This window comes from Mesorhizobium sp. M7A.F.Ca.MR.245.00.0.0, assembly GCF_003997415.1.
Lineage (GTDB): Bacteria > Pseudomonadota > Alphaproteobacteria > Rhizobiales > Rhizobiaceae > Mesorhizobium.
The window spans coordinates 106975-128042 of record NZ_RZTE01000003.1; the positions used below are offsets into that span (position 1 = coordinate 106975).

At 59.7% G+C, this 21068-nt stretch carries 17 protein-coding genes; 7 read left to right on the forward strand and 10 right to left on the reverse strand.

Going from position 1 to position 21068, the window contains the following annotated elements; genetic code table 11:
* Positions 1 to 92 precede the first annotated feature (92 nt).
* Genes EOB80_RS05505 through EOB80_RS05525 form a run of 5 tightly spaced genes read left to right on the forward strand, consistent with a single transcriptional unit; the run spans position 93 to position 7647 of the window.
* On the forward strand, positions 93 to 2786 hold the full coding sequence (locus EOB80_RS05505; protein WP_348629497.1) for an AMP-binding protein: 2694 nt from the start codon (positions 93 to 95) through the stop codon (positions 2784 to 2786).
* The gene (gene nadE, locus EOB80_RS05510; RefSeq protein WP_281057943.1) at positions 2783 to 3766 is read left to right on the forward strand and encodes an NAD(+) synthase; all 984 of its coding nucleotides are present in this window, start codon (positions 2783 to 2785) and stop codon (positions 3764 to 3766) included. The genes EOB80_RS05505 and nadE overlap by 4 nt, the downstream gene beginning before the upstream one ends.
* A gap of 3 nt (positions 3767 to 3769) precedes the next feature.
* Complete coding sequence (asnB, locus tag EOB80_RS05515; protein WP_127326930.1) at positions 3770 to 5791, forward strand: asparagine synthase (glutamine-hydrolyzing); 2022 nt, start codon at positions 3770 to 3772, stop codon at positions 5789 to 5791.
* The gene (locus EOB80_RS05520; protein ID WP_164762524.1) at positions 5788 to 7341 is read left to right on the forward strand and encodes an AMP-binding protein; all 1554 of its coding nucleotides are present in this window, start codon (positions 5788 to 5790) and stop codon (positions 7339 to 7341) included. The genes asnB and EOB80_RS05520 overlap by 4 nt, the downstream gene beginning before the upstream one ends.
* 39 nt (positions 7342 to 7380) lie before the next feature.
* Positions 7381 to 7647, forward strand: a complete 267-nt coding sequence (locus tag EOB80_RS05525; protein WP_027036262.1) for an acyl carrier protein — start codon at positions 7381 to 7383, stop codon at positions 7645 to 7647.
* Between the two features lie 59 nt (positions 7648 to 7706).
* Here EOB80_RS05525 and EOB80_RS05530 read toward each other — a convergent pair whose 3' ends face one another.
* From EOB80_RS05530 to EOB80_RS05560, 7 genes are all read right to left on the reverse strand, one after another.
* The gene (locus EOB80_RS05530) at positions 7707 to 8399 is read right to left on the reverse strand and encodes a class I SAM-dependent methyltransferase (protein WP_127326932.1); all 693 of its coding nucleotides are present in this window, start codon (positions 8397 to 8399) and stop codon (positions 7707 to 7709) included.
* A 110-nt stretch (positions 8400 to 8509) separates the two neighbouring features.
* Complete coding sequence (locus EOB80_RS05535; RefSeq protein ID WP_127326933.1) at positions 8510 to 9772, reverse strand: polysaccharide biosynthesis/export family protein; 1263 nt, start codon at positions 9770 to 9772, stop codon at positions 8510 to 8512.
* The gene (locus tag EOB80_RS05540; RefSeq protein WP_127326934.1) at positions 9759 to 11018 is read right to left on the reverse strand and encodes a hypothetical protein; all 1260 of its coding nucleotides are present in this window, start codon (positions 11016 to 11018) and stop codon (positions 9759 to 9761) included. The genes EOB80_RS05535 and EOB80_RS05540 overlap by 14 nt, the downstream gene beginning before the upstream one ends.
* On the reverse strand, positions 11015 to 12019 hold the full coding sequence (locus tag EOB80_RS05545; RefSeq protein WP_127326935.1) for an SDR family NAD(P)-dependent oxidoreductase: 1005 nt from the start codon (positions 12017 to 12019) through the stop codon (positions 11015 to 11017). The genes EOB80_RS05540 and EOB80_RS05545 overlap by 4 nt, the downstream gene beginning before the upstream one ends.
* An 85-nt stretch (positions 12020 to 12104) precedes the next feature.
* Entirely contained in the window at positions 12105 to 12779 is a 675-nt protein-coding gene (locus EOB80_RS05550) for a sugar transferase (protein WP_127320481.1), read from the reverse strand.
* Positions 12776 to 13912: a DegT/DnrJ/EryC1/StrS aminotransferase family protein gene (locus EOB80_RS05555; protein WP_127326936.1), complete on the reverse strand. Its 1137-nt coding sequence runs from the start codon at positions 13910 to 13912 to the stop codon at positions 12776 to 12778. The genes EOB80_RS05550 and EOB80_RS05555 overlap by 4 nt, the downstream gene beginning before the upstream one ends.
* Before the next feature lie 39 nt (positions 13913 to 13951).
* Entirely contained in the window at positions 13952 to 14674 is a 723-nt protein-coding gene (locus EOB80_RS05560; protein ID WP_127267498.1) for a sugar phosphate nucleotidyltransferase, read from the reverse strand.
* 511 nt (positions 14675 to 15185) lie between these two features.
* On the opposite strand from EOB80_RS05560, the gene EOB80_RS05565 reads away from it, so the two are divergent.
* Complete coding sequence (locus EOB80_RS05565) at positions 15186 to 15860, forward strand: response regulator transcription factor (protein WP_127326937.1); 675 nt, start codon at positions 15186 to 15188, stop codon at positions 15858 to 15860.
* Here EOB80_RS05565 and EOB80_RS05570 read toward each other — a convergent pair.
* On the reverse strand, positions 15853 to 17595 hold the full coding sequence (locus tag EOB80_RS05570) for a PAS domain-containing protein (RefSeq protein WP_127326938.1): 1743 nt from the start codon (positions 17593 to 17595) through the stop codon (positions 15853 to 15855). The genes EOB80_RS05565 and EOB80_RS05570 overlap by 8 nt on opposite strands.
* 213 nt (positions 17596 to 17808) lie before the next feature.
* On the opposite strand from EOB80_RS05570, the gene EOB80_RS05575 reads away from it, so the two are divergent.
* Entirely contained in the window at positions 17809 to 18516 is a 708-nt protein-coding gene (locus EOB80_RS05575) for a helix-turn-helix transcriptional regulator (RefSeq protein ID WP_127326939.1), read from the forward strand.
* An 80-nt stretch (positions 18517 to 18596) separates the two neighbouring features.
* On the opposite strand, the gene EOB80_RS05580 is transcribed toward EOB80_RS05575, so the two are convergent.
* Entirely contained in the window at positions 18597 to 19637 is a 1041-nt protein-coding gene (locus tag EOB80_RS05580) for a glycosyltransferase family 2 protein (protein WP_127267494.1), read from the reverse strand.
* The gene (locus EOB80_RS05585; RefSeq protein WP_127326940.1) at positions 19634 to 21001 is read right to left on the reverse strand and encodes a lipopolysaccharide biosynthesis protein; all 1368 of its coding nucleotides are present in this window, start codon (positions 20999 to 21001) and stop codon (positions 19634 to 19636) included. Before EOB80_RS05585 ends, EOB80_RS05580 begins: the two co-directional genes overlap by 4 nt.
* Between the last annotated feature and the right edge of the window lie 67 nt (positions 21002 to 21068).

Sequence of the window (21068 nt, forward strand, 5' to 3'; positions counted from 1 at the left end):
AGATCATGCCGCGGGGCGATAAGCGGCAACAATCCTAGCGTGGGGCCCTTATGTCTCTGGCGCATTTAGAATCTTCGAGGGCGATTCAAACGGTGCAGGCTGACTACCAAGCGGTGGTCTCTTGTCGATGGTCAAAAGTTCCCGATCATGCTCTTGACGAGGGCGGGCCCGTTCTACGTCTGCATCAACGGATGGGAACTGGCTTCGTCGATATTCCTGTCTTTGATCACCTGAGGGAAATCGCCGGGCGTTATTCCGAGAAATTAGCCGCCAGCGACGGCACCAACCGACTGACCTATTCCGAACTTTTTCGGGCGGTCGAGGCCTTGGCCAGCCGGATTGAAGCCGTCGTTCCCGACGGAAATGCGGTTGGAATACTTCAGGCCAACTCGGTCTGGTACACCGTTGCCATGCTGGCCAGCATGGCATCCGGTCGACCGTCGGTGCCGCTTAACGTGCGAGATCCGGACTCGCGCATCAACGAAATCGTCGCCGACGCGAGGCTCTCCGCCATAATTGGCGACAAAGGCCTCCACGGCCTTGATCTGCCCCAGCACGTTGCCCGGATCGATATAGCGCAATCGTTGCAGGCAACGCTTCGTCCAGCTGGACACCGTACCGTTTCTGTCGATGCACCGGCAATCGTGCTTTATACCTCCGGCAGCACGGGCCGCCCCAAGGGGATTGTCAACAGCCAGCGGAGCTTGCTGTGCCGGGTGCAGCAATATGTCGACGCGTGCCACATCAATGCGCAGGATGTTTTCTTGCCCCTGACCGGCCCGGCAACCATCGCCGGTTGTCGGGAAATACTTGCCGCTCTTCTTACGGGTGCTACGTTGCAGCTTGTGGAGGTCGAAGCCGTCGGCCTGCGCGCGGTTCGCGGCCGCATGCAATCGGAAGGCGTGACGATCACCTATCTGGTGCCGGCATTGCTTCGCGCTCTCCTGGCGGATGAGCCCGCGGACGCCTTTGGTTCACTCAGGGTTGCCCGAATTGGAGGCGAGAAGGTGTCCTCGGCCGACATCCGCCTGGTGCGCAAGGCTGTCCCGCCAAATTGCTTGGTGCAGATCGGCTATTCATCGACGGAAACGACTGGATCGCAGTGGTTCTTACCGCACGATTGGCCGGAATTCGATTCTTCAGCTCCCGTCGGTTGGCTGCTTCCGGGAATCAGCTTCGCGATTGTCGATGAAGAGGGTTACCCGGTTCAGCCCGGCAAGATCGGAGAACTGTCGATCAGAAGTCCGTATGTCGCCCTTGGATATTGGGAAAACGGGGCAGTCGTTCCGTTTGAAATAGATCCCGACGACCAGACGCTTCGCATCTTTGCGACGGGCGATCTTGTGCAAATTGGGAGTGATGGCCTGTTGCGGATCATCGGTCGCAAAGGGCGCCAGATAAAGGTCAATGGGCGGCGCGTTGAGCCGGCCGAACTCGAACGGGTTCTGCGTGGCGCGCCGTCGGTGAAGGATGCCGTGGTTATCGTCACCCCGGCGAATGAACTGGTTGCGTTCGCCGTCCCTCACGCCGGGGCGGGAGCCAGTTTTTGCGATGAGCTGCGCCAACTTGCCAGGACAAAATTGCCGCCGGCGCTTTGCCCGCTGCGGCTCCATGCAAGCGCCGAGATACCGCGACTGGCCAGCGGAAAGATCGATATGGCAATGCTGGCTGCAATCGACCTTTCGGTTCGGGAAACAACGCCCCCACCGCAAATCCCCCATGCGGGAAATGAAGTTCCGGCTCATCAGATCGTACGGCGTGCCTGGACCAAGGTCCTCAAGACGCGGGTCGCCCTGGGCTGCTGGGATGAAGCGGGGGGAGATTCGCTGAAGCTGCTGCATTGCGTGATGGAAATCGAAAGCGCGATCGGGCAGGAGCTCGGATTGGAAGCCTTCACGGTTGGAATGAGCTTCGATGAGATGGTTGCAGCGGTCATTTCCGCTCAAGGAGGCGGCGAGCACGCGCCTGCCTGGAAACACGAGCCTCCACTGCTTTTCCTTTTCCCCGGTTCGGTCGGCTATGGTCCGAGCCTTGCTTCGTTCGCATCGGCAATAAGCAAGGTCGCCAGGGTGTCTCCCATCAGATATCCGGCCCTGGGCATGATCCTGCAAGGTCAGAACACTGTCGCCGCAATGGTCGAAGCTGCAATCGATCATATCAACCGCGTGCAGCCTACCGGCTGTGTTCGCCTGCTTGGCCACTCGCTCGGAGGAGCGGTCGCTTTTGAGGTTGCCGCGCGTCTGCTTGATCAAGGGCGAGCGGTAGCGTTCACGGGCATTCTGGACACCAGTCTGGTTGGCGAGCGCAGCAAGCGTTGGGAGACCATTACCCGGACATTTCACCGGATCCGAACCAATCGTATATCGGCTAGTCGGGTGGCGTGCCGCGCGCTTGCCAAGGTCGCGGTCAAAATGCACTGCGAATCCCGGCTTGCCAGCTTCCTCGACCGCTATGCCGAGGGTCAGTTCAACCCGACGAGCTTCAGAACCAAACTGGAACTGCAGGAGGTTCTGCGGGCGCGCGCCTTCTTCCAATGGCTGGCAGAACCCAGGCCGATACTGCCGATCACCGGCACCTTGTTCCGTTGCGCGCGGCCCGGAATGCCGCTTGCACTCGGGTGGGACCGGGCATTCGTCCATCTGGACGTCATTCCGATCGCCGGCACTCACATCGACATGGTCGTGGAGCCCCATCTGACCATCAATCGCCCGCTCATCGAAAACGCTGTGACCGAGACCTACTCTTCAGTCGAGTCACGCCAACAGGAGGCAGTGTCATCGACCTGATCGGGGAATTCAGCAGCGATGTGCTGGCGCTCGATGCCCGGCTGGAGATCGATCGCATCGTCGAGACTTTGCGCGAACAGGTTCTCGGCACACAACGGCGTCGCGGAGTGGTCGTCGGGCTCTCCGGAGGCATCGACAGTTCGGTCGTCGCAACGCTGTGCGCACGGGCGTTCGGGAAGGACAAGGTGCTCGGCCTGTTCATGCCGGAGCGCCATTCGTCAGGCGACTCGTTGAGGCTTGGCCGCAGCGTCGCCGGGCAGCTTGGCATCGACACAATCCTTGAAGATATCGAGCCGGCGCTTGAAGGCATTGGCGCCTACGCCCGACAGATCGAGGCCATCCGAACTGCCGTCCCTGGATATGGCGAAGGCTGGAGATGCAAGCTGGTCATGACATCGGTGCTGGAGAGCAGCGGCCTCAATATCACGCGCCTTACGGTCGAGGATCCGCACGGAAAGATCGACACCGTGCGTCTGTCGCCGGCGGCTTACCTGCAGATCGTCGCTGCCACCAACTACAAGCAGCGGGTTCGCAAGATGACCGAGTATTATCATGCGGACCGCCTCAACTATGCAGTGGCAGGCACGCCAAACCGGCTCGAATATGACCAGGGCTTCTTCGTCAAACAGGGCGACGGCGTCGCCGATGTGATGCCTATCGTCCATCTCTACAAGACCCAGGTTTACCAGCTGGCGGAATATCTCGGCATTGACAAGGAGGTGCGAACAAGGCCGCCGACCACGGACACGTTTTCCATGGCGCAAACCCAGGAGGAGTTCTACTTCGCCTTGCCCTATCAGCTGATGGATTTGTGCCTCTACGGCATGAATCACGGAATTTCGGCCGGCGTGGTTGCCGCCGCCGCTGGCCTCACTGCCGCGCAAGTCGAGAAGGTCTATAAGGATATCGTCAGCAAACGCCGCGCCGCCCGCTATCTTCACGCACGGCCGCAGCTGCCCGCTGCGATGGACAGGGATTGACCCATGTGCGGCATCGCCGGAATTGTGGCGCTGAACGCGGCTGCGGAGCCTCCTTCACGAGCCGCGCTTCTGAGAATGGCAGCCGCGCTCTCCCATCGAGGTCCGGACGAAAGCGGCCTTTATCGCGACAGGCGAGCGGGGCTGGCACATACCCGCCTGTCGGTCATCGATCTCTCGACCGGACAGCAGCCCCTCGCCGACACAGGCAATACCACCTGGATCGTGTTCAACGGCGAGATCTTCAATTACGTCGAGCTGCGTGACCAACTCATAGCCCTGGGACATCGTTTCCGCACCCGCAGCGATACGGAGGTCGTCGTGCATGCCTACCGCGCCTGGGGTGTGGGCGCGTTCGAGCGGCTGAACGGGCAATGGGCACTCGCCATTTGGGACTCGCTGACAGGCCGCCTCGTCCTGTCGCGCGATCGGTTCGGCATCTGCCCGCTGCATTTGTGCGAACACGCTGGCCGCCTGCATTTCGCCAGCGAAGTTAAGGCCATCTTCGCAGCCGACCCGGCGATACCGCGGGCCTTCGATCCGGCGGGGGTCGACCAGACTTTCACGCTGTGGACGGTCGTACCGCCGCAAGGCGTATTTCAGGGGATACAGGAACTTACCCCCGGCCATGTCCGCATCTATGACAATGGCAGCGTTCGTGAGCACGCTTTCTGGAAACCTTGCTATCCCGAGAGCGAGGACCTGGCCCATGGCACCTTCAGGGGCTCGCTGGAGGATGCGGTGGACGAAGTGCGCGGCGCCTTGCAGGCCGCGACGGCGCTTAGAATGGTCAAGGCGGACGTGCCGGTCGGCTGCTACCTTTCCGGCGGGCTCGACAGCTCACTTGTCGCCATGCTCGGGAGGCGCTTCGCCGGCGCGCCGCTCCAGACTTTCTCGTTGCGTTTTGCTGACGCCGAATATGATGAAACCCGTTACCAGCGGCTGGTTGCCGGTGCGAGCGGCGGCGAGCACCACGAGGTGATGGTTTCGCGCGGTGACATCGCCGACATCTTCCCGGATGTGATCCGTCATGCCGAGCGTCCGATTCTCAGGACCGCGCCGGCGCCGTTGTTCCTTCTCTCGAGGCTGGTGCGCGAACATGGCATCAAGGTCGTGCTGACCGGCGAGGGGGCCGACGAGATGTTCGCCGGCTACGACCTGTTCCGTGAAGGCAAGGTTCGCCGCTTCTGGGGGCGGCAGCCCGCATCCGCCCGACGCGCGCGACTGCTGGAACGCCTGTATCCTTATCTGAGCCGCTCGCCGGTCAAGCAGCAGGCGATGGCGCGCCAGTTCTTCGGACACGGTCTCCATGCATATAGTGCGCCCGGCTTCGCGCATGATACCCGCTGGCGCACCACCAGCGCCATCAAACGGCTGTTCTCGGCCGACATGCACGCCGAAGCGGCGCGCCACGACGCAGTGGCGGACCTGCTCTGCCGTCTGCCCGAAGAGTTTCCACGATGGGGTCCTCTCGCGCAGGACCAGTATCTTGAGATCAGGACGCTGATGTCGGGCTACCTGCTCTCCTCTCAGGGTGACAGGATGCTGATGGCCCACTCCGTCGAGGGGCGCTTCCCGTTCCTGGACGACAGGCTCGTGGCCTTGGCGAATTCGCTACCGGCCGACTACAAGCTGCGCATTCTGGATGAGAAACACGTGCTGAAGCGTGTGGCGAAATCGATCGTCCCCGCGGAAGTCGTGGCCCGCAAGAAGCAGCCCTACCGGGCGCCCAACGCACTTTGCTTCATGGGCGATAGCGCACCCGCCTATGTCCGCGAAGCACTCTCGGAGACTGCCCTGCGCGCGGCGAATGTCTTTGATCCGAACTCGGTCGCGCGCCTGCTGGACAAATGCGCTGCCAAGACCGGCGATGGCGATCTGTCCAACTCGGACAACATGGCGTTGGTCGGCGTGCTGTCGACGCAGCTCCTCCATCAGCAGTTTGTCGCAAGCCGTCCATCAAGCGGGCGTGCGGTCGACCTCAGGATAGATGTCGATCGCCTGCACAGGGAAGAGGTGCTGGTATGATGCATGGCGCCGTCCCTCTGCTGCACGACTACCTCAGCCATTCGGCCGGCCGGCTCGGCGACAAGGTGGCGCTGGTGTGCGGCGGGCACCGGCTCGCCTATGATGAGCTTGAGACACGTTCCAACGCGGTCGCCCATCATCTCGTCACGTCCGGGGTCGCCCCCGGTGACCGCGTCATGATCTTCGCCGACAACACCGTCGAGACCGTGGTCAGCTTCTGGGCGGTTCTCAAGGCGAGCGCCGTTGTGTGCATCGTCAATCCGCTCACCAAGAGCGACAAGCTGGGGTATTTGCTCAACGATTGCCTGCCGGCAGCATTGATCACCGACAAACATTTGCAGGCAATCTTTACTGAACCGGCGCGTAACTGTCCGTCGCTGCGGCGGCTCATCGTCTCCGGTCCGGTGGACGTCGCCGAGCTCCGGGGATTGCCGCATGCCGTGCGCTGGGATGAGGCGGCTGCCGGCCACGGCAAAGCGCCGGCCCGCCGCCGCATCGATATCGATCTCGCAGCCATCATCTACACGTCGGGCTCGACCGGCGAACCCAAAGGCGTGATGCTGACGCACAGGAACATGATGGCAGCCTGCACGTCGATTGCCTCGTACCTCGAACTTGGCGAAGACGATGTGATCCTCAATGTCTTGCCCCTGGCCTTCGACTACGGCCTCTATCAGATGATAATGGCATTCCGTACCGGGGCGCGCTTGGTCCTCGAGCGCTCGTTTGCCTTCCCCGCACAGATACTTGCGATCATCGAAAGGGAGAGAGTTACAGGCTTTCCCGGCGTGCCAACCATCTTTGCGGCGCTGTCGGATCTCAAGACGCTGAAGGCAGATGATTTTGCAAGCATAAGGTATGTCACGAACACTGCCGCGGCACTGCCGCTCAAGCACATTCGCCTGCTCCAGGAACTGTTTGCCGATGCTCGCATCTATTCGATGTACGGCCTGACCGAATGCAAACGCTGCACCTATCTTCCGCCGGAAGATCTTGCGCGAAAACCGTTGAGCGTGGGGATCGCCATCCCGAACACCGAAATGTGGATTGTCGATGAGGATGACCGAAGGGTCGGTCCCAATGTCGTCGGCCAGCTGGTCATTCGCGGGGCAACGGTCATGAAGGGCTACTGGGGTAAGCCGGAGGCTACCGCGAGGAAGCTCAAGCCTGGCCCTTTGCCCGGCGAGCAGGTTCTGTACACCGGCGACTACTGCCGAATGGACGAAGAAGGCTACCTCTATTTTGTCGGCCGCAGCGATGAGATCATAAAATCGCGGGGAGAAAAGGTGGCGCCCAGGGAAGTCGAAAACGTGCTGATGGAAATCCCGGGAGTACGGGAAGCCGCGGTCGTTGGAGTTCCCGACGACCTGCTAGGGCAAGCAGTGAAAGCGTTTGTCGTCATGGAGCAAGGAACGATCATGGGCGAAAAGCAGCTGCGGATGGAATGTCAGAAGCGGCTGGAAAACTTCATGATTCCGAAGTCCATCCAAATTGTGTCCAGTCTACCGATGACGGACACGGGCAAGCTCAAGAAAATAGCGCTTTCATAAAGCGACACCTGGAAATCATTTGGATCGGAGGCCAATTCAATGCTGAGCACGAACAACAGAATTGACACCTACAGCGATCAGATACGCGCCTTTCTGGCGTCAAACTTCTACGTGGCCGACCCGCGTGCGCTGGAGGTTGAAACGTCGTTGCTCGACCAGGGCATCATAGACTCGACTGGAGTGCTTGAAGTTATCGGCTTCGTCGAGGAGACATTCGGCATCACTGTCGAGGACAGCGAACTTCTGCCTGAGAATTTCGATTCCATCCAGGGAATTGCACGTTACGTCCTCAGCAAGGAAAACTGATCGCCGGGCTACGGTTTAAGGGCGTCTTCCCAACCGAGCGCGCAAACCCATGGCGCGGCTCACGCTGGCGCTTTGGCCCGTGCACAAACCACCCTGGCTTCACCGGCTTTGTTTGCAACCGTGCGAATGCTCTCGTAGGCTTTGGAACGCTCAACCAAACTCATGACCTGCCGGTCCTGGCCAAGCCCGACCTCGAAAAGCAGCATGCCACCTTGCCGCAGATAGCGCCGCGCCTCCTTGATCACCCGCATGTGAATGCTCAGGCCGTAAGGCCCGGCAGCGAATGCCTCACGTGGTTCAAGTTCCATCAGGTGCGCGCGGTCGTTTTCGAGCCGCTTCTCGGAGATGTAAGGCGGGTTGCAAACGACCAGATCGATCGTGCCTTCGAGCTCCAGACCCGAGAAGGAATTGAACAGGTCGCCCTGCAGCACCGAAATGCGTCCGGCCAGGCCAAGATGGGCGACATTCCGGCAGGTGGTTTCGACACAGCTGTCAGTGAGATCGCTCGCCCAGACGCGCGCGGTGGGGACCTTGTATCCAATGGCGCAGGCGAGATTGCCCGCTCCGCAGCACATGTCCACGACACGCGGGACCGGCCGATTAAGTTCACGAAGCACATTGAGGGCGGTGCTGCCGAGCAATTCCGTCTCCGGGCGAGGGACGAGCACGCCGGGCGCGACAACCAACTTCAGCCCCATGAAGCCGATGCGGCCGGTGATGTAGGCGCTGGCGACATCTATTTCACCAATCACGACAACCCCGCTTTCTTGATTTTCCCATGCCCGATTTCTCGACGCCCGGTCTTCATGCCGTGAGGCGAGGCATCAGCCTCATCGTTCCCGGCTCGGTTCACGTCGCGCAACTACTGGATCGCCGCGCTCTGCAGGTCGCTGCTGAACCTCACCTCGATGGTGTCTCCAGGCGCGACCTCAGTGTCCTGGTCGACCGGTCGACTTCTCGACGCGTCCCCGGCTCTACCGGTTATTGTGATCCGCGCCTGGAAGGTTTCGCCGGCGACCGGCAGCGGAAGAGCGGACGCCCCTGATGGCTGAAGCTTCTGGCTGGCTGCGTGGAGCCTTGCAGTGGTCTCGGCGAGGCGAAGGTCGGTGTCCCTCAACTCGTTCAGAAGGCCGATCCTTCGTTGATTTTCATTGCGTTCCTGCTGCCTGACGAAGTCTTCCTGCTGGCGCCGCGTTCTCATGAGTTCGACCGAGGTCTCGAGCGCCCGGCTCGACGACATCAGCACCGCACGTCTGACGTCGGCGAGCCTGCTGTTGGTCAGGTTGCCCGATTCGAACGATTTGGTGACCCGCGCCAGATCGTCCTCATCCTGTTTCACCGCTGCCGCTTCCGTCTGCTCGCGCTTGAGCAGAACCTCGACCTCAGCCTCGGCATCCTTGGCGGTCTTGTCGAGATAGCTTTGCTCCTGTTGAAAATTGTTCAGCGAAATTCTGAGACCCTCCGCTTCCGCCTGCGCGACCGCCGATATCAATACGTTCGACAGGGGCGAGCCCTGCGGCGGCTGCATGTCAAATTCTGCCTGGTTCTGAAGTTCGGCGCGGATACGGGCGCCATGAAAGTAGTCCCTGATGTAATCCCCCCAGATCGACTCGTAGTCGCGTCGCAGATCAACGGGATCAGGTCCGCTTTGGCTTGCCCGCGACCGCAGAAGGCTGAAACCGCCGGCGACCGCAATCGCCTGCCGGACTGTCATGAGTGGCCGGTAAGCCTGCTGCCCTGGCGTCAGCACATCGCCAGTCACGTAGATCGGCCGGTACTCCGCGATCACGGCCGTGACGTCGCTCGGCTTGATGACGATCATTTGCTCCCGTCCATCAGGCAGACGCTGGTGGACGATCTTGGTTGGCAGCACCGCTTCCATGCGCGTCTGCAATTCGGCCGGCGTCAACCCGCCAACCGGGATCATCCCGAACTCGGGCAGCGCGATCGAGCCATCCATCTGGACAACCGCGCGTTGCGTTCGTTCCGCTATGGAGGCAATTCCTATCTCCACCGTGTCGCCGGGGGAGAGCTTGTAAGCCACCGGCGCTTCGGCCGCGGTTGCGCTGCTCAAGGCCAGGCACCCGGCAAGCGCTGCAAAGGAAATTCGGCTAATGAAGGCCATTGATGGCAATCTCCCCTTGTTTCAGATCCGGCTGCTGCGGCCAATCGAGATGGGCGACGAATTCGTAGACCGGCCCGCCCGGCACCCCCCAATTGCTCGACCAGATCACTTGCGACCCATCGGGGGACGGGGAGGCGTGTGTCTCGCTCCAATAGTCGAACGGAGCGTTTCGCGTCTGCACGATCCGTCGGACCTCTCGACTGCCGTCGACACGCAGCGCGATCACCTCGCGCGAGTATGGAGCCCAGTCCGGCTGGCTTCGAACCTCCTCGGGATTGCCCCCGTAACTCATAAATGCCCATTCGGGCCTGTTCAAAGCACGCAGCGATGCATGCTCGGCCTCGCCGAACTTCATGAGCGACATGACCTTTCCATCTGACAGCCGACGCTTGATCACCTGATATTTGTCGGGGCTGGATTTGCTGATTCCGACGTAAATTTCGCTACCATCCGCGTCGAGAGTCATATCGCCATGGCCGGGCCGATGATGGTCCTTCCACGTCTGGCGCAAGGTGCCGTCGATTGCGAAAATGGCTCGCTGCTCGGTGCCGTCGGCCAGGTTTTGGAAACACAGGATGTTTTCTCCAAGCGGAGAAATGGTGCAGGAACTGGTCGTTCCGGCAACCTGGGCGAGATTGATGTCCGGGTATTTCAGACGCCGGTCGAGATCATATGCGAAGGCGACGGCAGCACCATCATCGCGGGTCGCGCGTACGGCAATGCGGCTGCCGTCACGACTTGGATTTCCCTTGGACGGGCCGAATTTGAGATCCCGATATTTCGCAGCGGCAAAAACTATGTCCTCACGATTGCTGCGGGGCGCCCAGGTCGAGATATTCTGATCATCGACACAAATCATCAGATCCGCGTTTCGAGGGTGCCATTCGCACTCACCCGGCTTGTTGCGATGGAACAAAGGAACGTAGTTTTTCCCGTCGAGGAAGCACATGCCGTTGCAGCCGTTCATGAGGACGAGGAGGCTCTGATCGGCATTCCACGCTTGCGCGCTCGAGTACCGATGACTGCAATATATTTTGCCGCAGACAATTCCGCCGCCAAGAGCTCCGGGCTTGGTGATCCGAGTGAAGCTGATCCCTGTCGCCGGATCGGTTGCAGGTTTCAGGTAAGCGGGCAGATCCATTGCCGGCTCCGTGCCTGCCGCACCGCTCGGCCGGTTTCCGGCTGTGTGTAGCGCCAGCAGAGCGGCCATCAGCAGCACAGCCGGTATGAGCCGCGGAAAGGTCATGTCATATAGCTCATTTCGCGACGGACGCGGCCCTCGCTGAGGCGCGAACGCCACCACTCGATGGTTCTTTCCAGACCGTCACGCAGGCTTGTATGCGCCCGCCATCCGACTTTACTTTCAAGGTCCGAGGAATCGGCGAGCAACGCGCGAACCTCGGAGTTCTGCGGCCGCATCCGGCTTTCGTCGCGACGGACCGGTTTCCTGGTGCCACTCAACTCGAGCACCAACTCCAAAACGTCCGAGACACTGACGGCGCGCTGGCTGCCGGCATTGTAGGCATGGCCAAATTCAAGCTCGGCGGCCCCTGCCGCCACAAATGCCGCCGCAGTGTCTTCCACAAAGGTAAGGTCGCGGATAGGGCTGGTGTCGCCGACCATGATCGCCGGACAGTTCTCGTCCAGAGCCTGCCTTATGATGGTCGGCACGATGGCCCGCTCGCTCTGGCGCGGCCCGTATGTATTGAACGGTCGCAGGATGACCACCGGCACATCGAAGGACCTGGCATAAGACGCTGCCATCATGTCCGCGCCGATCTTGGATGCGGAATAGGGGGACTGTCCCTGCAACGGGTGGGATTCGTGGATCGGCATGGTCAGAGCGGTGCCATAAACCTCGCTTGTGGACGTATGCACAATGCGCTCGGTTTCCCAGTGGCGTGCCGCCTCGAGGACATTCACGGTGCCCAGCACATTGGTTTCCACATAGGATTGGGCAGCCGCATAGGAATAGGGAATCGCAATCAGCGCAGCCAGATGAAACACCGCCGCCTGGCCGCGCACGATCCGGTTGATGAACGCGCTGTCACGAACGTCCCCACGAATGCATTGCAACTGGCTTCGAACGTGGTCGGGCAAATCATCCAGCCAGCCATGGCTGTCGAACGAGTTGTAGAGGGCCAGTGCCGTGACATCGGCGCCTTCGCGTACCAACGCTTCCGTGAGGTGGGATCCGATAAATCCGTCCGCACCCGTGACTAGGACCTTCCTGCCGCGATAGCTCACGACCGTGCACTCCTTCGATCGTGTGAGCCGTCAAACTGGCGAACGAACAACAATCCATTCATGCCAAACTCCTCGCTTGCCAACTCTACCCACTTGCCGCGGGAGGCAGGGACACACCGAAAACCGCCCTGAAGCCCCGCATTATCCAGACGAGGTCCGATGCAATCGTGCGCCGCGGATAGTAGGCGAGGTCGATCGTTGCCTTGGCCGGGAACAGGACCTCTCGATAAAACAGGAGCGGATCAAGGGAGGGCGGGTAAAAACAGGCTTCGTGACGGAAGAGAACCTGGGTCGGGCCGAGCAGGCCAGGCTTCCACTGTAGGACAGCTTCATTGCCGCCGCGGAAACAATCGGCGAAGGCAAGGCTTTCCGGCCGCGGCCCGACAATTGCCATGTCCCCCGTGAAAACGTTCCACAGTTGGGGCAACTCATCAAGTTTCGTTGCCGCGAGAAAACGGCCTACCCGCGTCATGCGGCTGTCATCGTTCATGGTCAGCGCAAGCCCGAAAGGATCGGCTGTTGTCTTGAATTTGCGGAACTTGTACATGCGAAACGGCTTTGCGCCGGCGCCCAGGCGCGTCTGTGCGAAAAACACCGGCCAACCACCTTCGACAAAGAGTGCAACGGCAATCAGGAGCATCAGTGGAGCGAGTACCATTCCCGCTGCTGCAGCGAGGATGATGTCCATCGCGCGTCTGGCAATTCCGTGGCTGGTGCCAGCTACGGCGGGCCGATGCATCGTCACGTCGAGTGCGTTCATGCCGCGGCTCCCGCACGCCCGCTGCTTTCAATCGCGGTGGCTAGTGCAACAACCACCGACTCGATCGCACTTGCCGTAATTTGCGGGTGTAGTGGAATCGTCAGCTCCCGCTGCGCGAAGTCCTCGGTCTTCGGCAGATGGATTTCACTGAACATTTGGCGATAAAGCGTCATCTGGTGCACGGGCGTATAGTGGATTGTGGTCTGTATTCCCTTCGTTCGCAGATGGTCGATCACCGTTTGCCGGTCGACGTCATGCGGCAGGAGGACAGGCATGATGTGGTAGGCCGAGGTCCGCGGTTTGCCGAACGGGACTGTCACAGCCGAGCAGTAATCTGCGATCAGACGCCGATAGAGGACGACCAATATGCGCCGGATTTCATTCCATTCCTGCAGATTTTGAAGTTGGACCAAGCCAATAGCGGCGCGCAATTCGTCCATGCGATAATTGAAACCGAGCATCGTCACGTCGTATTGCGGCGTGCGGCTGTTCAGCCGCTGATGCGTGCCACTGGTCATCCCATGTCCGCGAGCCTGGCGGATCGTTTCACGGAGCTGTGCATCCCGGGCGATAACGGCCCCACCTTCCGCGGTGGTCATGTTCTTGTTGCCGTAGAAGCTGAAGGCCGCGGCCGCACCGTAAGTCCCCACCTCCTTAAGGCCGGGAGCATGCGCGGCATCCTCGACGATATGCAGTCCTCGCACACGGGCAAATCTCTGCCATTCTTCCCGGTCGGCAAGATAGCCGGCAAAGTGGACGAGAATGACAGCCTTGGTACGTCCGGTGCATTTGGCCTCCGCGTCACTTAGGGACATCAGTGGCACTTCGGCCGACTCTATGTCGACGAATACCGGTGTTGCTCCTACGTAGAGCACTGCATTCGCGGTCGCCACGAAGGTCAGCGAGGGAACCAGCACTTCGTCTCCGGGGCCGATCCCAAGTCCATGGAGAATGAGATGCAGGGCGGCGGTGCAAGAGCTGACGGCGACGCAATCGACCGCATCATGCACGGCTGCGAAGGCCTCTTCAAAGGCTCTTACCTGGTCCCCCATCGTCAGCCACCCACTGTCGACAACTTTGGCCAGGGCTGCCTTTTCCGGAAAGCCAAGAATAGGAGCGCTGACCAAGAGCATTACGACCTCCTCATGTTGGCGCGGCAGGGCGTTCAGCCCTCAAGCGGCCGCTGCCGAGACCTCGATCGATGCGGACTGCTCTTCCCAGGCAATCGTTTGTGCGTTTTGAAAATCTTCAACGCGTCCGATATCCAGCCAAAGCCCGTCATGTTTGTAGACGTGCACATTCGTGCCGTTTTGCATCATCTGCAGCATGAGGTCGTCGAATCCGAAGGCGATGCCGTCAGGTATAAAACGGAAAACATCTGGATTCATGCAATATATACCCATACTTACCAGATGAGACAGCGTCGGTTTTTCGCGAAATACCTGGACAGTATTGCCGACCTCGTCGATGACGCCGAAGTCCATCTTGATGATGCGGGAAGCTGTGGCTATGGTGACTGGATCCGTATGAGTCCGGTGTGACGCCACAAACCGGCTGAGACTGAGATCGGTAAGTACGTCCCCATTGAGAACAATGAACGGCTCGTCCAGTTCTTCCCTGATCAGGGAGAGCGGGCCAATGGTGCCGAGAGGTTCCAGCTCCTGGGTATAGCGTATCCTTAGATTCCACTGTGATCCGTCTCCGCATACGGTGCGGATCAAGTGCCCCAGATAGCCGGTCGTGACGTAGACTTCCTGAATGCCGTTCCGTCGCAGCCACTTCAAAAGCAATTCAAGAACCGGTCGAGCACCGATCGGCATGAGAGGCTTGGGCAAGATGGATGTGAAAGGCCGAAGGCGTGTTCCCATTCCACCGCACTGAATGACCGCTTTCATCTCGTCCTCCTATTGATACGACTGTCGCGGTGTGATGGGTCCAGCCCACCCGGCCGGAAGGTACGCCAGTGTTGGTGTCACCTCTCCGGAGTGCAGCGATGGTAAGTGGCGCCCGAGAAGGCGTCGTCGTGCATTTGAATGGCACGTTCCCGGCGTTTTGATTTCAATATTCCAGCCGGAAGGGCATGGGCGCGGCAGGGTGATCAATCAGGGCTGGGAGCTGTAGCCGCTTGAATGGCAATTACCTGTGCAGATTTTCGGCGTCGGTAACGACCTTTTCGCAAAGGCATCGCCACCGTTCGTACGAAAAAAACACTTCAATATCTGGCCCTGAAATGCGTGCGAGTGTAAGCTATATTAGAAAGTTGAAATATGCGGATGGGCGGCGGCGAGCGTCGACATACGGGGGATCAGCGGGCGGCTGATCTGTGTTGGGTCACCGTGCGGTCCATCCAGACGGAGGTTTCGGCAGCTAGGGACACATGCGGGGCTGCCAAAAAGTGGGTGGTTCATGTATCGTATTATCATCGCCGACGATCACGGCTTGTATCGTCGTGGGCTGCGACTGGCATTGATGGCCGGCATGCCAGACTTGGAAATATTCGAAGCGGCGTGTTTTGAGACCGTCATAAGCCTGCTTGAAGATCGGGCGCCCGTTGATCTCGCCATCCTCGACCTGAACATGCCGGGACTGTCGGGTCAGGATGATCTTCGCGACGTCTTACCGGCTCATCCCGACACACGGTTTGCAATTGTTTCGGGGACCGATTCACGCGCCGAGATTCTGACTGCCCTTTCGATTGGGCTTCATGGCTATATCGTAAAGTCCCAAACGGACGAGGAGGTGGTCCTGGCGGTGAACGAAATCCTGGCCGGCCGTATTTACGTTCCGGCACTTCTTTCACAAAGGCCCAAGGAGTCGGTACGCCTTCCATCCGTGGCTCCCACGCAAATGCCCCACAGGACCACCAGCGTCAACAATCTGGGCAGGCTTACGTCCAGACAGAAGGAAGTCCTCAGGTTGATGGCCGAAGGTTACTCGAACAAAGAGATTGCCCGCTCTCTTGAAATTGCAGAAGCGACGACGAAGATTCATGCCGCCGCCGTCCTGCGCGAACTTGGGGCACGAAATCGGACAGAGGCCGCGGTTCTGCTGAAGACATGGGCCGCCAGAGACGTCAACTAGCGCCGATTGCTTTTGGCGGCAGCCGGACCGAATATTTCAGTCCGTGATCCAGCATCTCAAGCTTGGAAGAGTGGCCCACGATAGGTTCACCGTCAGCTCCAATAATCAACGACCCAAAGCCACGCCGAGCCGAGGTGGAGACCCGGCGCTCTCCCGATTCCGACCATTCAAACACTATGTCGGCGCCGGGCTCTTGGGCTGCGAATTGCCACACGACCTCGATCCGGCCTGCCGGAGTGCCGAGAGCCCCATGCTTCACGGAATTGGTCGTAAGTTCGTGAACGATCATTGCGAAGCTCTCAGCCGAACCCTCTGCCATTTTTACTTCGGGTCCACTGATCGAAATGTTGTGCGTCCCCATATAGGGCTGCAATTCCTGAGCAATGAGGTCACGGAGGGAAGCCGACAGGCTGCCATCGCGTGAAAGAAGCAGATGCGTCGCCTGGAGTGCGCCGATTTTTTCGATCAGTGTCTGCTTGTAACGGGCAATATCGTTGTCGGGGGCACCGACCATATTTACAAGCGCCGTGATCACCGGAAACAGATTGTTGAGCCTATGGCGCTGTTCAAGCATGGCCCGCTCTCGCTTCTTCGCCGCAGCCCGCAGCAGAATGGTTATGCGTCGATCGGTGAGATCCGCGGCGACTCCTATTCGCTGTGCACGACCGTCGCGCAATTCGTCCCGGCCCCGAAGAGCAATCCAGCGGATATGCCCGCCAGCTCGCCTGATGCGGATCTCCGCATCATAGTTGGCGCCTGATGCAAGCTCTCCCGGGGCCGTCAGATTAGGCAAGTCGGCCGGGTGAACGACAGCGGCCAATTCCTGCAATGGACGGCTCGGCGCGGGTGCCAGTCCCATCATTTCCCAGAACGCCGCTGAGCCATTCACGGATCCGCTCTCGAAATCTATACGCCACGTTCCCAACCGGCTGGACGACAGTGCCAGGTCCAACCATTCCTTCTGAGCCCGGAGTGCCTCGCGGGCGGTTCGCTCTCCAGATATATCGTCCACCATTACAAAGATGCTTTGAGGGAGAGCATCGGCTGGCACGGCCAAAGACAGCGCCAATCTTGTCCACAAAACCGTGCCGTCCTTTCTCAGGAGACGGATCTCCGAGCCGAAAGAAGTCGTGTCTTTGAGACTAGTCAACGCTTCCGCCAAAGTGTGGTTGTCGTCAGGATGGACGAGTGCCCTGAGCGGCAGACTCGAAAGCTCCTCCTCGACATACCCTGTCATCTCACAAAGACGTTTGTTGGACCGTTGCAACTCTCCGTTCTCGCTCATGTTGGCAAAGCCAATGGCGGCACGTTCGAATGCCCAGCGATAACTGTTTTCGGTCGCCTCCAACGCCAGGAGTCTAGCCTCTGCAACCTGCAAAAGGGTGCGGTAGTCCTGCCTCTGCCGGTGGAAAGTCAGGGCGATCATCCCGCCTGCAACCAGCAGCAGAATGGCCCTAATCCAAACCTCGACGTCAATTGGGTTGCTCAGGATATCCCGCGCCAACAAGCCGACGGCCACCATCACAAACGTTGCCGCAAGGGCAATCAGGCGATCTTCGAGATATGAGATGGCAATAATGGTGGGAACAAATTCAAAAAAGCCGATGTCGTATGCCATGGAGGCGGGCAGCGCCGTCTCGACCGCAAGTGTCGCGATCAGGAGCGACATCGAGGCAAGGTGGGTTAGCAACTTGCTTGAGCTGTTCGGATGCAAATTGAGCGAAAGCAAACGCATGTGCCAGACTATAACCTTCTGACTAGTCCGTCGAGATTAGACCGAAAAGCGTACAGACTAGTCCGACCGCAGGATTGTTCCCTGGGATTGTAGCGCGCATTTTGTCCGATGTCGGGGGCGGATCGGACCGCAATTCTCCAAGCGACCTGACTGACATGTTGAAGGCACCTCCTTTTGACAGGGAGGCGTTGCCGTTTTGCGGGAGGTAAGAAAATGGCACTGGTTGGTAGGCAAGATGATGGAGTTCTTGGTCGCCAATATGGAGGTTTCGGGGGAAAGCCCGTCTCGGCCTTGAGAACGCAGGGTGGCCATAGTTCCGCCTGGCACCAAGCACCACAAAGGTTCGACGGCGTGGCCGTCGAGCCAAAGCAGAGCAGCCTTGCATCTGTTGTGGGAATGCTTGATCGCATCGGGTGTGGCTATCTGATCCTGAACAGCGACAGGAAGGTCATGGAGTGGAATTCAGCCGCTCAAAACACCTTGGAGCGCGAGGGCGAGGCAGCTGATACGGCCGGCAAGGTGTCGGTTGCTCTGAGGCGGCTGATCGCAAACGTGCCGGGGAATTTTCTTCCCGGCACGCTTTCATGGGTGGTGATCCGCGGCATGGGCGACAGGCCCTTGGTTTTGAACGAGAAGGGCATAGCAACGCCTGACGCGACGAGTATCGTGGCGCTGCTGGATCGTGAAAACAGGTCCGGGCCAAATCCCCAGACGCTGCAAAGAATGTTTGGTCTGACGAGTGCCGAAACGCAACTCGCGCTGCGCTTGGCGCAGGGCGATGCCCCTTTGGAGATAGCCCGCAAGCGGCGCTTGAGCCGGACCACGATAAGGTCACAGCTGGCGTCGCTGTTCGCCAAGACCGAAACTCGGCGCCAGGCGGAACTGGTAGCTCTTCTTGGGCGCATATGCGTCCTGCCGTGAGATAACGGCCGTACCATGCGCGCGCAACAGGCTTGTGCGCGCGCAATCTGTTGCCGGCGTGCTTGTCCGCCAGACTCACCCTACCGCCGTCGTGTGCGCACCCGGCCCAATCTTGGGCGGATTGCAAACACGTGGTTAAGCACGTGCCAGCCCGCCACCTTCATGACGGAAGGCCGGAAGATCTGAATCCCGTCCAGGAACGTAGTCAACCAGGACTGCTGGTGGAACCTCATGGGAATACGAGCGACCCGCAATGCCCGCAGCAATGTCTCGGGAGGCGGGAGATGGTTGCGGTCCTTGATGAGATTCCAGTTAAGCTGTTTGACGGCGAGGGTCACTTCGTCGACCTCGCGGAAACTCTTTGACGTTGTAATGCTTGGATGGTTCGTTGCATCGTAAAAGGTAAGCGGATCGCTTATCGCCACCATGTCCCCATGGCTGGCTAGATCGACGAAGAACAGTTGATCCACTCCGGCCGGAATCTCTTTGTGCGTGCGCATCAAGCAGCCGGCACGAATGACGTCGCTGTTGATCAACAATGTGGATGGAATAATCCCCAGGCAGCGTGTCGCACGCACCAGATAGAGGTCCATCAGGCACTGCTGGCTGGAATAAAGCGAGATCGGTTCCTGCTCCTTGGGGACTTGGCGAAATCGCACTCGCTTGTCCTCGATTATGTTTGCGGCTGACGTCATGAAGGCGACTGAGGGATACTGTTTGGCAACTTCGGCGAATGTCCTGAGTGCACCTGGCGCAAGCCAGTCATCGTCATGCAGCAACTTGATCCATCGTCCGGAGCAAGCCAGCATAGCGTTGTTGGTGTTCTCCACCTGACCGCGACCTCGACTGTTTTCGATAATGCGGATGCGAGGTTCGCTCCGTGCGTAGTCGGTCACGATAGCCCAGGTCTCGCCCTCCGGTCCCTCGTCGTCGCTCACGACCAACTCCCAATCGGAGTAATCCTGGCCCAAGACGCTGTCGATCGCCCTGCGGATCGTATCCGGTCGACGAAAGGTTGGTATCCCGACCGAGATAAAAGGGCGTGACCATGAGACATCGGCCCGGTCATGCTGGGTGACCGCAACTGCCGCTTGAAGGTTGTCAATCGACGACGAATTCATGGTGTTTTTTCCTCGAGACATTCATGTTGGACGCACGTTGCAGCGCCTGCTGGTTGAGGGTCGTGGGTCAACAGGTACAGTGATGCTGCCATTTTCAGAGCGAAACCCGACGCGCCGCCGGCGGCCATGAAATAGATGACGGTGACTGGCTGCCAGCCCGCCTGGGCGCCGGCGAGCAGTGGGCCAAACACGAGAACCGCCCGTGCGAGGTCGATGACCAGTCTTGTTCCTTGCCGCCGTAACAGAGCGGGAACGTCGCTGAGCGGCGTCGACAACGCCTGTGCCGCGCCCATCACCGCCAGTGCGGTCATGATTTCCGCAGTGGGCATCCAAGGCTCGCCCAGAAGCGGAACGACCACATAAGGCGCGGCGAGGCCGAGCAGCAAGATCGGCACCGCGGTAAAGGCGGCGGCCAGCAGGAGAAGCCCGCGCGCCACACCCAGCAGGTGTCCACGATTGCTGTTCCGGTTTGCTTCGGCGACAAAAACATTGCTGAGCGGTGTGGCGATCAGCGTCACCGGACCGGTGACCAGCCGCGCGGCCACGCCCAAATATCCGGCAAATGCGGTGCCGAACAGCCCGCCGACAAGGACTGCTGGAAGATTATTGATTGCTATGCTCGCGAGCGTTGCGGGAATATCGAACAGAGGAAATTTGTATTCCCGCCGAGCCTTTTCCAGCACCGCACGCCAAGGTGCCCAGGCGATGCCACGCAAATCCTCCCAACTCATCACCCGACAGCCGATCAGCCCGATGAAGACGAACTGGCTCAGAATATGCGCATGGATCATGGCTTCGCCGCCGAGGTTGGCGATGCCGAAAGCCAATTGCAGTGCAGCCATGCTCGCCGGCAGGATCAGGCGCCCGAGAGCAAAATCGCGCAAAAGCCCGGCACGCAGACTCCAGCAGTTCATGGCTTCGACCAGACCTGCGCCTCCCATTCCAATCGGAATGAGCCAGGCGAGCGAGCCGAGGCGATCGGGAGCAAGGTTCGACAGCATCTGTCCGGCCGAAAAGGCCAGGACGGTCGTCACGAACACAGCCAAGAGAATAAGCTTGACCGTCACATAGGCCTGCGCGCTCCCCTTGACCCCATAGAGCGAAGCCTCGAAGCGCAATGCCGCGACCCCGGCGAGTATATTCACGATCGACAGGTAAATCGTAAAGACGCCGAAATCGGCCGGCGAATAGAGCCGCGCCAAAACCGGGATTGCAGCAAGAAGGGTGAGCTGGCCGACAATCGCCATTGCCGACACTCCGCTTGCCGCACGAATGATCGAGCCGATCGGGCTCGGCCGAACAACGATGATGGCTGTGCCGGCCGCAGGAACCGTCTTGGGTCTCAGAAGGTCGCTTGGTGCCATCGGTTCGCGCTTCCGAGGGAGGCAAATATCGGGGATTGCCGGAGCCTACGATGCACACCGGACCTTG